This is a genomic window from Pseudomonas kurunegalensis, from assembly GCF_030291635.1.
GTDB lineage: Bacteria > Pseudomonadota > Gammaproteobacteria > Pseudomonadales > Pseudomonadaceae > Aquipseudomonas > Aquipseudomonas monteilii.
The window spans coordinates 1,662,266-1,674,564 of the sequence record NZ_CP127871.1; the positions used below are offsets into that span (position 1 = coordinate 1,662,266).

Below are 12,299 nucleotides of genomic sequence, written 5' to 3' on the forward strand. Positions count from 1 at the left end.
CCCGGCAGCTGGCGGGCCTGTCACACATTCAGCTGGAAATCTCACCTGTCTTGTTAGGAGTCGTCATGGACGCTCGCTTGATTGCTTTCCTGGACCGCGCCGAATCGGTACTGGCGCGCCTCGAACCCCTGTTGCCGGCACAACGCCCGAACATCGACTGGGGGGCCACCCTGGCTGCCCGCTGGCAGCGCGATGGCCGCAGTGGTTACCTGCTGCCGCTGGAAGTCAGCCTGGACATCCGCTTGACCGACCTGATCGGTGTCGACAAACAGCGCGACCAGCTGGGCCGCAACACCCACCAGTTCATCAACGGCCTGCCGGCCAACCACGCATTGCTGTGGGGCTCGCGCGGTACTGGCAAGTCGTCGCTGGTGCGTGCCTTGCTGGCCGAACATGCCGGCGCCGGCCTGCGCCTGATCGAAATCGAACGCGACCACCTGGCCGACCTGCCACGGGTGGTCGAGCAGCTGCAGAAGCTGCCGCAACGCTTCATCCTGTTCTGCGACGACCTGTCGTTCGAAGCGGGGGAGGGCGACTACCGGGTGCTGAAAAGCGTGCTTGACGGCTCGCTGGAACAGGCCCCGGACAACGTGCTGCTGTACGCCACCTCCAACCGCCGCCACCTGGTGCCGGAGAAAGAGAGCGACAACGAGAACTGGAAGCGCGTGGACGGCGAGCTGCACCCCAGCGAAGCCGTGGAAGACAAGATCGCCTTGTCTGACCGCTTTGGCCTGTGGCTGTCGTTCTACCCGTTTACCCAAGACCACTTCCTGAATGTGGTCGAACACTGGATCGGCCAGCTGGCGCGCCCTGCGGGCCTTGCCTGGCAGCGTACAGAAGAACTCGACATCCTCGCCGTGCGCTGGGCCACCGGCCGCGGTAACCGTAATGGCCGTTGTGCCTATCAGTTCGCCCGCTACTGGGTCGGGCTGCAATTGCTGGAGCAAAAGTAAATGATCGACCTCAATGCCAGTGGCGCCGGCCTCGACGGCTACAACCTGCTGGCGGCGCAAGTGCAGGCGCTGTTTGCCGACGAGCGTGACTTCATCGCCAATGCCGCGCAGTTTTCGGCGTTTCTGTACAACCAGGTGGACGACCTGAACTGGGCGGGGTTCTACCTCAACCACAACGAAGAGCTGGTGCTGGGGCCGTTCCAGGGCCAGGTGGCGTGCGTGCGCATTCCGTTCAGCAAGGGCGTGTGCGGGGCGGCGGCAGCCACCCGGCAGACCCAGCGGGTGGAAGATGTGCATGCGTTCCCTGGGCACATTGCCTGTGACAGCGCGTCCAACAGCGAGCTGGTGATCCCGTTGGTGAAGGAAGGCAGGTTGATTGGGGTGCTGGATCTGGATAGCCCGAAGGTTGGGCGTTTCAGTGAGGCGGACCAGGCGGGGCTGGAGCGGTTGGCGGCGATCTTCCTTGAGCTGACCGACTGCTGATCACTGTCCAACGGCCTGCGCTATCCCTGTAGGAGCGGCCTTGTGTCGCGATGGGCCGCAAAGCGGCCCCAGATTTATGCATCAACACCGAAATCGCCGGGGCCGCCTTGCGGCCCATCGCGACACAAGGCCGCTCCTACAGGGAGGCGGCGCAGGGCTTAGTCGTACATCACCTTCTTCTTCCAGGTCTCTTCCTCATCGGTCTTGAGCCCGTCAGTCAGTGCGTTGTGCTCATCCTCCGCCGGTGCCATGCGGTCCAGCACCTGGGCGTTGGCCCGGGCCAGCAGCTTCTCCAGATAGGTCAGCTGCTCTTCATACACCTTCGGCTCCGGCTGCTTGCGCAGGTATTGCACGCCACGCTCGAACGCCAGGCGCGCCTGGCCCGGCTGGTTCTTCTGCAGGGCCTGCTGGCCAAGGTTGTTGAAAAACTCGATATGCAACAGCACCAGGATATGGCGGATTTCCTTGACCCAGTGCTTGGCCTCGGGTGCTGGCAGGAAGCCTTCCTGGGCGGCGCGGGTTACCTGATTGTGCATCGCCTCCAGCAAGAAGCGTACATCCTTGGCCTTCACCTCGGTGTGGATCGGGTTGGGCGGGTTGTTCACCGGTATCTTGTCGCCCAGGGCAATCACCCCCTCCAGCTCGGCGATGCGCGCCTTTAGCTCGGCATTGTGCTTGTCCACCGCCAGCTGGCGCTGGTTGAGGTTCAGTTCCAGGCGGGTCAGCAGCAATTTGAGGGCCGGGGTCATGAACTGCCCGGGGAAGGTCTCGGTGATTTCGCCACAGCGGCGCAGGCGGTCGGCCAGCTCGACCCTCGTCCGGACGCGTTCGATCTTGCCATTCTCGACCACATTGTTGAGGTAGCCGATCACGATCAGCAACGCGATGCCCGCCACGATGAGCAGGGTGATCAGAAGTGGTGTCACCGTTAATGCCTCATTGAAGAAGAATTACAGCTTTGAGTGTAGTGAGTTCGCCGGAGGACGAACAGCGGCTATATGCCTGCACTGGCTTCTCTCTATATCGACAACCCGCCCCGCATCTGCACCTCCACCCACCCGGAAGTCATTGATTTAAATAAATTTCTACAAAGGGGTTGACGCATCTTCGAACCATCCCTAGAATGCGCGCCACTTGCAGCGTAAAGCACACAGCGAAACGCGGCAGGGAGTGAAAGCAGGCAGTAATGCCAGCAGCGTGTCCCCTTCGTCTAGTGGCCTAGGACACCGCCCTTTCACGGCGGTAACAGGGGTTCGAGTCCCCTAGGGGACGCCAAATTGCGGGAATAGCTCAGTTGGTAGAGCACGACCTTGCCAAGGTCGGGGTCGCGAGTTCGAGTCTCGTTTCCCGCTCCAGTTTCTCCGGCAACGCTTAACGGCGAGGCAGGAAAAGAAAATCCAGGGTGAATCGTGAGGTTCAAGTCTGGTGCACTGAAAAGTGTTGTGTGTCCCCTTCGTCTAGTGGCCTAGGACACCGCCCTTTCACGGCGGTAACAGGGGTTCGAGTCCCCTAGGGGACGCCATTTGCGGGAATAGCTCAGTTGGTAGAGCACGACCTTGCCAAGGTCGGGGTCGCGAGTTCGAGTCTCGTTTCCCGCTCCAGTTTAAATACTGTGGCGTCTATGCGGTGCAGTGGTGGTGAAGGCTTCAGGGCGCTTCACGCCGAAAGCGGTAAAGCTTCAAATGCGGGAATAGCTCAGTTGGTAGAGCACGACCTTGCCAAGGTCGGGGTCGCGAGTTCGAGTCTCGTTTCCCGCTCCAAACATGTAACGCAAAAAGGAACCTTCGGGTTCCTTTTTGCGTTTTCGCCGTTCCAAAAACCGCCAGCCTGGCAGCGCGTTGCCAGGCTGGTTGGGTATCAGCGATAAGTGATGGTGAAATTGAGCGCCCCATTGGCCTCGCCAGGGGTGACGATGGGGTCGGTCTGGTAATAGCGGGCCTGAAAATCCAAGGCGATATCGCCGGGGCTCAGCGGTTTCACAGCAACGTCTTCTTCAAGCCGGAACGGGGTGATGCCGTCGGCTTGCAGCACCTGGATGCCAATGCCGGTAGCACCCGAGCCGCTGGACAGGCTGAATACGCCCTTGTCGACGTCGATCGGGGTCGACCCATTGGCTCCGTCGAGCCGGACGTAGGCCTGGGTGCCGCCAGCCGCGTCGCTTTCACAGTCGTTGAGCCTGATCTGGAAAGGGACCGCTTTGGTGACGTCACCGGGGGTGCCGAAGTCCTTCACCTCGTGTGTACCCAGTTCAACCGGGTCTGGGTTGACCGCGTCGGCCTTCAGCGTGCACTGCGCGGCGGTGACCGTGCCATGCAGGTGATACCGCATCACGGTACCGACGTCGCTGTAGGTGCCATTGAACAGTTGCACGCCATTGAACGACTGGGGGCCGGGCGCTATCGGGCCGGTCTTGATCAGGGTGATGAACGCACGCAGGTTGCTCAACTGGATGCCGGTAGGCCCGGGGTCGTGGTCAGCGTAGCCTTGCCATGGGACCGACATCCATTTGATATAGGTCCACGCATTGATGGGCGAGCCGCCTGCGCCGTGATAGGGGTCGTCCAGGCGCACATGAATGCCGATACCGTCCACGCCAGTCTCGATCACGCGACCGGTGAGGTCTTCGCCGTTGACTGGCGGCAACGGGCCGGTGAACAGTGGCTGGGTATTGTCCACGCGGGCTGTAAGGGTCGGCCCTGCGGCGCCGAAGTTGGTACAAATCACCCGTGTACCAGCTTCGTTAGGCAGGTTGTAGCGCACGTCGGCCTGGCCGATCACGGCGCCGATTGGCGCATCCCGGCCTACCCAGGTGGGGCTGAGATTGAGGTTATGCACCAGTTCGCCGCTAACGCCGCTCTCCCAGTCGCAGGCCGATAGTGCAAATGCTTCCCCGCTGGCCAACAGTGCCAGGCACAGGGGGGTCAACGAGGCGCAGGTGGATAGTTTCATGGGTTCAGGTCCGGGGGCTGTCTGTCGTGGGTGACGGGCATTGCAGGGTGTCCAGGTGGTAGCCTTGTTCCTGGCGCATGCTGCGAGGGGTGATGGCCAACTGGCAGGTCTGCTCGCCCCACTGCGCGCGGAATAGCTGTGGTTTGTCGCCGGTGGCCACCAGCGTTTGGCCGGCTTGGCCGACAATCGCCAACACCTGGCCCTGCTCATCACTGACCTGGGCGCCGAAGGGGAGCGGCTTGCCGTTGGCCTGTAGCAAGGTCAGGATCAGGCGGCTGACGTTGCGGGCGGAAAAGGTTGCTTTGACGACTGCGCCGCGGCGGGGCACTACCTGGGTGCTGCCGTTGTCGATCTGTACCTGAGGGCCCAGGTTGGCGGTTTCCAGGTGCAACGGGTTGTTGCGATAGGGGCGCAAGTGCGGTGCGATCATAAAGCCTGCGCTGTCGGTGCTGCCGCCGGGGGCGTTTTGCACCCCGAGACCAGGCGTACCGGGGACCTCGACCAGGGCATTGGTTTCACCTAGCTGGCTGGCCAGGGTCAGGCCACCTGCGTGCAGCAACATGGCGCCACTGGCGTTGGCCGAGAATGACTGGTAGTCGCTGCCTTGGGTGTAGCCGGCACCGAAGTTGGCCTTGGCGCCCTGGTAACCGACCGAGAGCGCGCCGGATGTCTGCTGCTGGATGTCGCGGGTGGTCGAGGCGGTGTACCTGAAGCGGTTGTCCAGCGCGCCGCCGCTGAGGCTGGCGCGTTGGCTCTGGCGCCCGTTACTGGCCTGGGTGGCGAACGTGGCACTGGCACCGCTGAACCAGTCCAGGGGCAAGGTCATGCTCAGGCCGATCAGGCGGTCCTGGCGACTGTTGCTGGCCAGCGATTGCGAGGCGAACAGGTTGAAATTGATGTTGCGGTACTGGGTGTTGTACTGCAGCTGGTACTGCCTGCGTTGCAGGTTGCTGCGCCAGTAGTCGTCCTGGGACAGGGTCAGGCTCAGCGAGCCGTGGTTGCCCAGGCTCTGGTACACCGAGGCTTCGAGGCGACTGCGGCGGTTGCCGAGGTAACCGCTGTAGGCATGGCGTTCGCGTACGGCCTCGTCAAAGTCGCGGTAGCCTTCGCTTGAGTAGCGGTAGCCGGCAAACCGCAGGTTGGTGCCGGTAGTGAAGGCCTTGCCGTAGCGGGCAGAATAGCTTTGGCCTTGCACCTGGCCGAGCCGCTTGCCGAGGTCGGCGCTGGCCTGGGTGACATCCAGCGACACCGCGCCCAGATGCCCCAGGTCGCGGGCCATGCCAAGCAGTGCGGCGCGGTAGTAATCGCCGCCCTGCACGCCGCCATACAAGGTGCTCCAGCTGCCGCCGCGGGCCAGGGTCGCCTGCCACAGCAGTGGGTTGTCGAGGTGTTCGGCGCCATTGTAGCGGCCCAAGGTGGCGCTGTAGCGCCACACGCCTGGGCGCAGCAGGTTGGCCAGGCTGGAATACGGCTGGATGAAGCGCCGTACCTGGCCGTCGGCTTCGGTCAGCACCACTTCCAGTTCACCGCTGCCGCCGCCTATGCCGAGGTCGTCGATCTCATAGGGCCCAGGGGCGACGAAGGTGGTGTAGATGGGGTAACCGTTGAGCAGCACCTCCAGTTTTGCCCGGGTCTGGGCGACGCCGCGGATGACGGGGGCGTAGCTCTGCATCACGTCAGGCAGCATGCCCATGTCGGAGGCCACCTGCATGCCCTTGAATGGCAGGCTGCGGAAGACGTCGCCGTGGCTGAAGGTTTCGCCAAGGGTGAAGTTGCCGCGGTTGTCGGGCAAGTCGCGTTGCAGGTAAGTGTTGCTGCGGGTCCAGTTGCGTTCGCCTTGGCCGTCGTCGCGCAGCGCCTGGCTGCTGCGCAGGCGCCAGGCACCGAGGTTGACGCCGCTGTTGAGCAGCAGGTCATGGCTGGCTTGGCTGCCACCACGGCGGTTGAGGGCCTGGGTGGCAACCTGGTAGTTGAGAAAGGCGGCGTTGATACCGGCGTCCCAGTGCTCGGCCGGTACCGCGCCGGCAATGTCGCGGCGCAGGGCGAACTGCGGGATCGACACGGCCAGTTGCAGCTTGCCGGGGTCGAGTTCGGCACGGGCGTCTGGCAGCAGGCTGGCCAGGTCCTGGCAGGGCATGCTGTCATCCAGCGGCTGTTCCAGGGCCTCCTCGCGCAGGCCGAATTCGCGCAGCAGGTCGGCCGACAGGCACGCTTGCAGGCCTTGCTGGTCGAGGCTGGGCAAGAAGTCCAGCTCGCGTTCGCCGAGGTAGGCCAGGTTCAGCGTGATGCCGACGCGATATCGGCCGGGTGCCAGGGACTCACTGACGGCGAGTGACTGCAGCGCCAGCTGCGCGGCGTCGGCCGACTCGCCAGGGGCCTGGCGCATGAAACTGGCGTTGAACACCGGTGCTGGCGGGCTGGCCAGCGCTGGCCGGTAGGCACACAGCAGCAGGCTGGTGCCACCCAGCGCCAGCAACGGCGCAAGGCGCATGCGGGATAGCGTGCGTGAGCGTTGGGGGAGGGGGGGCATGGACGGTTACCTATCGGGGGCGACGGGCCTGGCCTTCGCGCAGGTTGGCCGTGGCAGCGGGAACGAAGGGCCGCACGATAGGAATTAATGGCGATGCAGGATGTAGGTGATTTCTTTTTGAGGAAGGGAATAGTTTGCAGTGGTAGAGGGTGAAAAAATCAGGACCCCGTAGGGCCCTGAGGATATTGCTTTCTTAAGAGCGACTATCTTGATTGTTAGTAACGCGTGGCTTATATCTGTTCAGCTTACGAACTTTAATGTACGTCCAGTATTATTACGCTTATCAGCTTTTGAGCGCAGATCTGGCTGATCAGCGCGTTCGATATGATTGGGGAAAGTGTACTCGCCCAGTATTTTTATTAGTCCACCCCCACTGCCTTCAGGTTTATTAGCATTAGGTTGTGGCGGAGTGAGTACAACTTCCGGCATCGGTGGTGCTTCAGGAGTGGACGTATTCGTTGACGCTGAATTTGCTTCAGGGTTGGTAGACGTATTTTGTCTCGTGAACCTATCACGACCAGGAACCTCTTGGTTAGGAATGGCAACTGTTGGCTCAACCGTAGCTGAATTACGCCTTGAGACCGGAAGTACTGGCTCAGCCTGCGGCCCTCTCAAGCTAGTATCAGCCCCGGGCTTGCTGAAAAACTTCTTCTTAATAGCGCTAACAGCTTTCTGGCCTACTGCAGCCAAGGACATAATACCGCTACCAACGGCCGAAACCATCATGCCAATTTGGGCTATCTGTGGGTCATCGGTCACTGTACCGTACACCGCCATACCTAGCCCACCCACCGCAGCAACACCACCGATCACGGTTATTAGAATGCCGATGCCGGCAGGTGGGAAGGCCGCTACGAAGGCCAGGCCGACAACAACACCTATCGCGGCGTACATCACGTTCTGCCACTTATCCAATAAGGATAACTTGGGCTCCTCAATGGGATCGATGACGGGCGGCAGCGGGTCGTTGTTGCTCTCGGCGTAATGCCCGGTGGGGTCGCGCCAGTTGACCGGGTTGCCCAATACATACAAATAGGGGTTGATCCCGGATTGCTCCGGGGCGAGCGAGTCCGGGCTGTGGAAGCGCATCAGGCCGGGGTTGTAGGCGCGGTAGCCGCGGCCCAGCAAGTACCAGCCAAAGGCGGCTTCGCGTACCTCGCCATTGAACGCCAGCAGGCTGACGAGGTGCTTCTCTTCCTCATCCTCTTTGTCCAGCGTGCGCTCACCGTAGGCACTGTAGCGGGTGTTGTGAAGGCCACTGGCGGCATACTCGCCAACAACGCTGCCGCCCGCATCGGTCAGCAGCAGGCGATTGTCGTCAGGCTGCCCATCCACCTGCATGGCCAATGCGCTTTCACCGTCATACAGGTAGTGGGTGAGCACACCACTGTCGAGCGTGGCGCTGAGGCGATAGCCCTGGTAGCGGCGCTGTACCTCGGCGGCGTTGCCGTGCGTGGCCCCAAGCACGTGGTCATGGCCGTCGTAGCGGTACTTGGCCAGTACCTCTTTATCGTCGCTGGCGCGAACCTCGATGAGGCGGCTGCGGTCATCGTAGTGCAGCAGGCGGCCCCATTCATCGTTGCGCATGTTGCCGTCGGCGTCGTAGCTGAAGGACTGGTCGGCCGGATAGTCCGGTTGCAGGCTGTGGGTCACGCGTTCGAGCTGGCAGCTGCCATCGGTTTTGTAGGTAAAGCGGGCACTGTCCGTTTCGCCGTCTTCAAAGGTGGTGCTGCAGCGGGTCAGTTGATCCCTCTCATCGAAGCGCATGATCTGGCTGGTCATGGCACGCCCGGCGGTGTTGCAGGGCAGTTGCGAGCCGATGTAGTCGACACTTTCCAGGCGGTCCAGGTCGTCGTAGGCGAAGGTCTCTTCGAGCAGCAACACGCCGTTCTGATGGCGGGTACGGGTGTGCAGCTGATCATCGTCACGCCACGTCTGCTCCAGCACCTGTTCCGTGCCGTCGTCCAGGGTCAAGGTGCGTTGCACCTCGCGACCGAAGCAGTCGTATTGCTGTTCACAAATGACCTTGCGTTTGCTGTGCTGGTCCACGGTTTCGGTTTTTTTCAGCCGGCCATCGTCGTCGTATTCGAAGCTGGCCTCCAGTTTGCCGCGCAGGGTTTTTTTCAGGCGGCCCTGCGGGTCATAGTGGTGAACGGTGCTCTCATCGCCGCTGCTGCGCTTCAGGGTGCGGCCTAGCGGCGAGTAGCGGTAATCGATGGCATGGTCGTCGTTGATGCGGCTGTTCGTCGTGTCACCTTTCCAGCTTTCCTGCAGCAGGTAGCCCTGGTCGGTGTAACGGTAGGTGCGTTTGCCCTCGGGGTTGGTGGCCGAGGTAATGGAGGCGTCCGGGCGCTCGAACGTGAAGTTCGGGTTGTCGAGGCTTGTCGCTGGTTGCCCTTTCTCGTCGGTGAGGGTGGTGCTGATCTGGATGGGCTGGGTCGTGACTTCAGGTTGATAGCTGTAGGTATGGGTGCGTTTGCTACTGCGGTGATGCTGGTGCACCAGTGTGCGCCCCTCCTGGTAGTCATAGCGCTCGATACGCGGCCCGACGGTCAGGGTACTCATGCGGCCGAGGCCATCGAAGGTGCGTGTGCAGATAGGCGTGGCATCGCCTTCGAGTTCTAGCCGCGTGGTGAGTTCGTCGCTGGTAAAGTCGGCGAATTTGCGCAGCAATGCGCTGTTGTCGGGGCGTTCGTTACGTTCCATGCGGCCCCAGACATCGTAGCTGAACTTCCAGGTATGGCGCAGGGGTGCTTTGAGCGCCGCTGGCGTGCTCAGCGGGTCGCGCTGGGTGCGTGTCTCCTGTACGCTGCGGCCAAGGCCGTCGTACAGGTAATCGCGCCTGCCCACCTCTTGCCCGTCCAGGTCGATGCGCTGTTCATAAACGGGTTTGCCAAAGCGGTTCAGTTCTGTTTTTTGCCGCTGGCGCTTCACCGGCTGTTCCGGCGTCCCTTCATTGGCGCGCTCCTGCCAGGTTTCGATGATGTCACCGTCTTCGCCGAACGGTGTGCGTTGCTGGCGATGAATGACGCCATCGGGGCCGACGGTCTTGCTCAGGTTGCCCCAGTCATCGTAATCGAAGCGGGTGGTCAGTGCGAGGCGTTGGTTGTCATCGAGTTCGTCATGGACCGTTTCAGCGCACTGTCGCCCCAGGCTGTCGTATTGCTTGTTCGCCACCGTGAACGTCTTGCGCACAGGGTTTTGCGGGTCGTTGGCCGTATCGATGTTGCGTGTTTCGCCTACCTTGCGGTTAAGGCCATCGAGCAACAGGGTACTCACAACGTTCTGCACGTCGGTTGTCACGTGTGTTGGCTGGGAGCCGTTCACACTCAGGTGATAATCGTAGGTGCGCGATACTTCGTAGCTGGTGCCGGGTGCCATGGTTTCGCGAACCCGGCGGCGCAAGGCATCGTAGTACACGTGCGTATACACACCGTTGCTGTCCTGCTGGCGCATCACTTGGCCGGTGTAGCGGGATACGGCACTGTACTGGACGCGCTCGATGAGGTCGTGGCCCTTTGTGGTGTGACGGGTCTGCAGCAGGCTCTGCTTGCTGTCATCGCCGTTGATCAGGCTGTAGAACGATGTGCTGGTGGTGGTCCTGTCCTTCAGCGGGTCTTCGCCGTGCTTCATGGTCTGGCGCACGGTGTCCGGGCGCATGTGCAGGAGCGGGTTGTCCGGCTTTTCGAGGTAGGTAAGTTCGGAGTGCTGCAATAAGGTAGTGGCTGCGTTTTCGTCGGCACTGGCCAGTTGCAAGGTGCGCTGATCCTTGACCAGCGCTTCGCCGAAGGCCTTGCGTGCGCCGTTGAGGGGGGCAACTTCCTTGTAACGATAATGGCTGCGCAGGATTGCTGCTTGACTATCTGCTTGGGTAGAAGGGTAGGTGGTCTTGTATTTGATCCGGCGCTTGAAGTGCTGCGGGTCGGCTGGGCAGGCGACCTCTTCTTTGCCCTCGATGATTTCTTTTTCACCTTCAATGGGGTAGTACTCGTATACCGTGCGGATACCGTCGTGCTCGATCTCTTCAAGCAGGTTGCAATGCTCGTCGAAGAAGGTCGTTTTGGTTTCTTCACGGGGCCAGGTGGCACCGTCCTCGAACCTCCAGCGCTGGGTCACCTTGTGCGGCAGCTGGAAGTAAGCCGGTTGGCGGGCGAACTGCAGCCCCTCTTGCTCGTGGTATTCAGTGTAGGTTTCCTGCACGCAACCGTTCTGCGCTTCGGTTTCGTGGGTCATCAGGTGAAAGCGGTTATAGCGAGTGGTAACGGTGCGCAGCACCTTGCCATCGCCCGGTGACGTGTCATCGGCTGCCTTGAGCCAATGGCTGGCGGTTGAACCATACTCGAAATCGCTGCCGCTGAATTGGTACAGATTGTCCAGGCCATCATCGCGCCACGCGATGCCACTGGCACCGCGACCCAAATAGTTGTTGTCGGTGTAATCGTAGGTGGTGACCATTACCGGCTGATCGAAGCGTGGGTCGACGGCATGGCGCTTGACCCGTGGCAGTGGCGGGCGGGCGTCGTTCGGGAACCGATGTCCGTTGTTTCCGACCCAGTATTCAACTGTTTCCACTGCACCAAACGGGGTGGTGATCTCTTTCAGCAGTGCCAGGTTCTGCCCCAGATTCTCGTCATACGCGATGTATTCGTAATCAAAATCCCAGCCCGCACCTTCCTCGGCCGGTAGCAGCACCTGCCGTGGAAGCCTTAGCGCTGGTGTTCCACGCTTATCGAGTTTGACCTCGTAACGGGCCGAGGCCAGGGTCTTGCTGTCGACGTCCGGGTACAGGTCGAATACTACGCTGCCGCTGTCGTAGGTAATCTTGAGCAGTGTCTCGTTGTTTGCGTCAACGATGCTTGTCAGGCAGGGTATCTGGTTGAAGTCGTCATCATAGTTCAGGGTGATGCTGTGCCCTGACGCCGCTTCGATACGGACCGGCAGGGCAACACGCCGGCTGCTGGGACCTTTCAGTTGCAGAAACTCTACCAGGCCATGCTTGTATTCCACGCGCCAGTTCTCGGTATCTTCCTGGTGCAGGTGGAAGCTCTCCAATTTGCGCTCGTCGAGTGCCAGACCAGTACCGTCACCCATGTCGCTACCGGTAACCTTCAGCGTCTCGCCGGTCTGCAGGCTGAGCAGGTTGCTGGCAGGCACATACTGGCTGAGGTTAAGGCTCCAGCCGTGGCCGAAACCCGCATCCAGATGGTTCATCGGGTTGAAGCCAAGGCGCAGTGGCAACGCCGGGCCCATCTGATCGTTACCTACCAATTCTGGCAGCACGATAGCCAAGGTGTACTGCCCGGTGCGCGGGTCTACGCTGTTCTGCACGAAAGTGCTGAAGTTGTAGGCGTTGGATTGTGCTGTTGAGGTTGTGGACATGCCTG

General features: G+C 61.3%; 6 protein-coding genes and 5 tRNA genes. 7 read left to right on the forward strand and 4 right to left on the reverse strand.

The window, feature by feature from the left end:
* Positions 1-65: 65 nt before the first annotated feature.
* Together QQ992_RS07510 and QQ992_RS07515 are read left to right on the forward strand one after the other, a co-directional pair.
* Positions 66-953: an ATP-binding protein gene (locus tag QQ992_RS07510; RefSeq protein WP_286112835.1), complete on the forward strand. Its 888-nt coding sequence runs from the start codon at positions 66-68 to the stop codon at positions 951-953.
* Complete coding sequence (locus QQ992_RS07515) at positions 954-1,436, forward strand: GAF domain-containing protein (RefSeq protein ID WP_286112836.1); 483 nt, start codon at positions 954-956, stop codon at positions 1,434-1,436. It abuts the gene before it with no gap.
* 158 nt (positions 1,437-1,594) lie between these two features.
* Here QQ992_RS07515 and QQ992_RS07520 read toward each other — a convergent pair whose 3' ends face one another.
* Positions 1,595-2,362 (reverse strand): hypothetical protein, encoded by a 768-nt coding sequence (locus QQ992_RS07520; RefSeq protein WP_119370898.1) that lies wholly within the window; start codon positions 2,360-2,362, stop codon positions 1,595-1,597.
* Positions 2,363-2,635: 273 nt separating this feature from the next.
* Between QQ992_RS07520 and QQ992_RS07525 the strand changes: the two genes are divergently transcribed.
* The 5 genes from QQ992_RS07525 (at position 2,636) to QQ992_RS07545 (ending at position 3,196) form a co-directional block, all read left to right on the forward strand.
* Positions 2,636-2,711 (forward strand) — tRNA-Glu (locus tag QQ992_RS07525).
* A 4-nt stretch (positions 2,712-2,715) separates the two neighbouring features.
* Positions 2,716-2,791: transfer RNA gene (locus QQ992_RS07530), tRNA-Gly, on the forward strand.
* Positions 2,792-2,882: 91 nt separating this feature from the next.
* A tRNA-Glu gene (locus QQ992_RS07535) sits at positions 2,883-2,958 on the forward strand.
* Positions 2,959-2,961: 3 nt separating this feature from the next.
* Positions 2,962-3,037: transfer RNA gene (locus QQ992_RS07540), tRNA-Gly, on the forward strand.
* An 83-nt stretch (positions 3,038-3,120) separates the two neighbouring features.
* A tRNA-Gly gene (locus QQ992_RS07545) sits at positions 3,121-3,196 on the forward strand.
* 97 nt (positions 3,197-3,293) lie between these two features.
* Here the strand turns inward: QQ992_RS07545 and QQ992_RS07550 are convergent.
* The 3 genes from QQ992_RS07550 to QQ992_RS07560 all read right to left on the reverse strand — a co-directional run bounded on the left by QQ992_RS07550 (position 3,294) and on the right by QQ992_RS07560 (position 12,294).
* Positions 3,294-4,385, reverse strand: a complete 1,092-nt coding sequence (locus tag QQ992_RS07550) for a fimbrial protein (protein WP_286112838.1) — start codon at positions 4,383-4,385, stop codon at positions 3,294-3,296.
* A 4-nt stretch (positions 4,386-4,389) separates the two neighbouring features.
* Positions 4,390-6,915 carry a fimbria/pilus outer membrane usher protein gene (locus QQ992_RS07555; protein WP_286112840.1) on the reverse strand — a complete coding sequence of 842 codons (2,526 nt, stop codon included), beginning with the start codon at positions 6,913-6,915 and terminating at the stop codon, positions 4,390-4,392.
* Positions 6,916-7,155: 240 nt separating this feature from the next.
* Positions 7,156-12,294 (reverse strand): RHS repeat domain-containing protein, encoded by a 5,139-nt coding sequence (locus QQ992_RS07560; RefSeq protein ID WP_286112842.1) that lies wholly within the window; start codon positions 12,292-12,294, stop codon positions 7,156-7,158.
* Positions 12,295-12,299: the final 5 nt, after the last annotated feature.

Excerpts from the sequence above, each read along its gene's own strand:
- QQ992_RS07510 (WP_286112835.1), top strand. The coding sequence starts at position 66 with ATGGACGCTCGCTTGATTGCTTTCCTGGACCGCGCCGAATCGGTACTG.
- QQ992_RS07515 (WP_286112836.1), top strand. The coding sequence starts at position 954 with ATGATCGACCTCAATGCCAGTGGCGCCGGCCTCGACGGCTACAACCTG.
- QQ992_RS07550 (WP_286112838.1), bottom strand. The coding sequence starts at position 4,385 with ATGAAACTATCCACCTGCGCCTCGTTGACCCCCCTGTGCCTGGCACTG.
- QQ992_RS07555 (WP_286112840.1), bottom strand. The coding sequence starts at position 6,915 with ATGCCCCCCCTCCCCCAACGCTCACGCACGCTATCCCGCATGCGCCTT.
- QQ992_RS07560 (WP_286112842.1), bottom strand. The coding sequence starts at position 12,294 with ATGTCCACAACCTCAACAGCACAATCCAACGCCTACAACTTCAGCACT.